The following is a 2448-nucleotide window of genomic DNA, read 5'->3' on the forward strand; positions in this document are numbered from 1 at the left end:
GGCAGCACCCCGACCTGGCGGGACTGCCCGGAGGTCGCGGAGGACCTGGTGGGCCGCGGCGCGCCGGGGATGCGGTACGAGTGCGCGAAGATCGCCGTACCGCGCAACTGGGGCACCGGCGGCGGCGCGACCGCCGGCCCGGGCGGCGGGGAGACCTTCGAGATCTCGCTGCTGCGGGCCCGCTCGTCGAAGCAGCGGGACCGGATCGGTTCCCTCGTGATCAACCCCGGCGGCCCGGGCGGGTCCGGCGTGGACACCGCCGTCTACCTCTCCTTCGGGCAGGCGTTCGGCGGGCTGCCCGCCTCGATCACCGACCGGTTCGACATCGTCGGGTTCGACCCGCGCGGGGTGGCCCGGTCCAGCCCGGTCAAGTGCATCTCCGACGCCGACCTGGACACCAGCTTCGGCTTCGACCCCGACCCGGCCAGCCAGGAGCTGTTCGACGACTACGTCGCGCTGAACCGGAAGATCGGCACCGGCTGCGGCGACAAGTACGGCGAGCAGTTGCCGCTCTACGGCACCGAGCAGGCCGCCCGGGACATGGACGCGGTACGCGCGGCGGTCGGCGACGAGAAGCTGACCTACCTGGGCTACTCGTACGGCACCCTGCTCGGCGCCACGTACGCCCAGCTCTACCCCCAGCGGGTGCGCGCGCTGGTGCTCGACGGCGCGGTCGACCCACAGCAGAAACTGATGGCCGGCTCGGAGAGCCAGGCCAAGGGGTTCGAGCGGGCGTTCGGCAACTTCACCCGCTGGTGCGCGGCCAACGCCGGCCGCTGCCCGATCGCGCCGGACGCCCGGGCGGCGGTGACCGCCGCGATCGACAAGGCGAAGGTCTCGCCGGTGCGCGGCGCCGGCGGTCGGGAGGCCACCTCCGGCTGGGTCTTCTACGCGGTCATCTCCTCGCTCTACACCGAGTCGGGCTGGGAGGAGCTGGGCCGGGCGATCGACAAGCTGGAGGGCGGCGACCCGGCCGACGTGTTCCGGCTCGCCGACGCGTACGCCGGCCGGGAGGAGGACGGGCACTACTCGAACCTCTTCGACGCCAACCTGACCATCAACTGCGCGGACGAGACGGAGAAGCCGAGCCTGGAGCGGATCCGGCAGGTGCAGTCGCAGTGGCGGCAGAAGTACCCGCTGTTCGGGCCAGCCCTGGCGGTCGGGATGCTGGGCTGCGCCCAGTGGCCGGGGCAGCGGGATCCGTACCCGACCGGCAAGGCCGTCGGCGCGCCGCCGATCGTGGTGGTCGGCACCACCGGCGACCCGGCCACCCCGTACGAGCAGACTCCGCGGCTGGCCTCGATGCTGGGCGTGGGACGGGTGCTGACCTGGGAGGGCGAGGGGCACACCGCCTACCCGCAGACGACCTGCGTCACGAACGCGGTGGACGCTTACCTGATCTCCTTGACCGTTCCCAGAGAGGGGCTGCGCTGTCCGGCGCGTTGAGCGGCTGACGCCGCTCCGGCTCGGGCATCTCGATGCCCTGCCGCGCGGCGAACTCCTCCAGCAGGGCCCGCATCCGGCGGACGTCGTTCTTCAGCTCCTCCTGCTCGTCGTGCTCGAAGGCGTCGTCGTCGACGATGAGACGGCTGGCGAAGTGCGCGGTGATCAGCGGGATGACCAGCAGCACCATGGTCGAGATGAGCAGTGCGGCGAGGAACCGCCCCGCCCAGGTGGTCGGTGAGATGTCGCCGTACCCGACGGTGGAGGCGGTGACCACCGCCCACCAGACCGCGTCGGCGGCGCTGGCGTTCTCCACCTGGCCGTAGATGACACCGGCCACCACGATCATCAGCAGGTACGAGATGATCAGCGTTCGCGGGGAGTTCGCGAACCAGACCAGTCCCCGGTAGATCCACCGGAAGGGCAGCAGCAGGGGCTCCATGCCGCACCATGCTGCCCGCTCCGGGCAACCCACGCCCGCACATCGTCGAGTGTCGCTGTGGGAGGCTGCGGCCATGACCGATGTGATCTTCCGGGAGGCGGTCCGGGCGGACCTGCCCGCCGTCATCGCCCTGCTCGCCGACGACGTGCTCGGCAAGGCGCGGGACTTCACCGAGGTCGACGAGGCGTACGAGCGGGCCTTCGCCGACATCACCGCGGACCCGCGCAACCACCTGATCGTCGCCGACGAGGCGGGCGAGTTGGTCGGCTGCATGCAGATCACGTACATCCCGGGGCTGGGCCGGCACGGCGCCGAGCGCTCCCTGATCGAGTCGGTGCGGGTCCGCTCCGACCTGCGCGGGCGCGGGCTGGGCCGACGGATGATGGAGTGGGCCGTCGACCAGGCCCGGCAGCGGGGCTGCGCCCTGGTCCAGCTCACCACCGACAAGACCCGCGCCGACGCCCACCGCTTCTACCGCGGCCTGGGCTTCGTCGCCAGTCACGAGGGCATGAAACTCCCCCTCTGACCACCCCGCACTCCCCACCTCACCCGCTACGAACCTG

Annotated in this window: 3 protein-coding genes; 2 read left to right on the plus strand and 1 reads right to left on the minus strand. The window is 71.8% G+C overall.

Going from position 1 to position 2448, the window contains the following annotated elements; all coding sequences use genetic code 11:
* Window positions 1-1446 (plus strand): alpha/beta hydrolase (locus tag JNW89_RS34675; protein WP_238452244.1); only part of this gene is annotated, 1446 nt, incomplete at its 5' end.
* On the opposite strand, the gene JNW89_RS34680 is transcribed toward JNW89_RS34675, so the two are convergent.
* The gene (locus JNW89_RS34680; protein ID WP_238452245.1) at window positions 1373-1885 is read right to left on the minus strand and encodes a potassium channel family protein; all 513 of its coding nucleotides are present in this window, start codon (window positions 1883-1885) and stop codon (window positions 1373-1375) included. The genes JNW89_RS34675 and JNW89_RS34680 overlap by 74 nt on opposite strands.
* 73 nt (window positions 1886-1958) lie before the next feature.
* Between JNW89_RS34680 and JNW89_RS34685 the strand changes: the two genes are divergently transcribed.
* The gene (locus JNW89_RS34685) at window positions 1959-2411 is read left to right on the plus strand and encodes a GNAT family N-acetyltransferase (RefSeq protein ID WP_238452246.1); all 453 of its coding nucleotides are present in this window, start codon (window positions 1959-1961) and stop codon (window positions 2409-2411) included.
* Window positions 2412-2448: the final 37 nt, after the last annotated feature.

This window comes from Micromonospora sp. 4G55 (assembly GCF_016803375.1).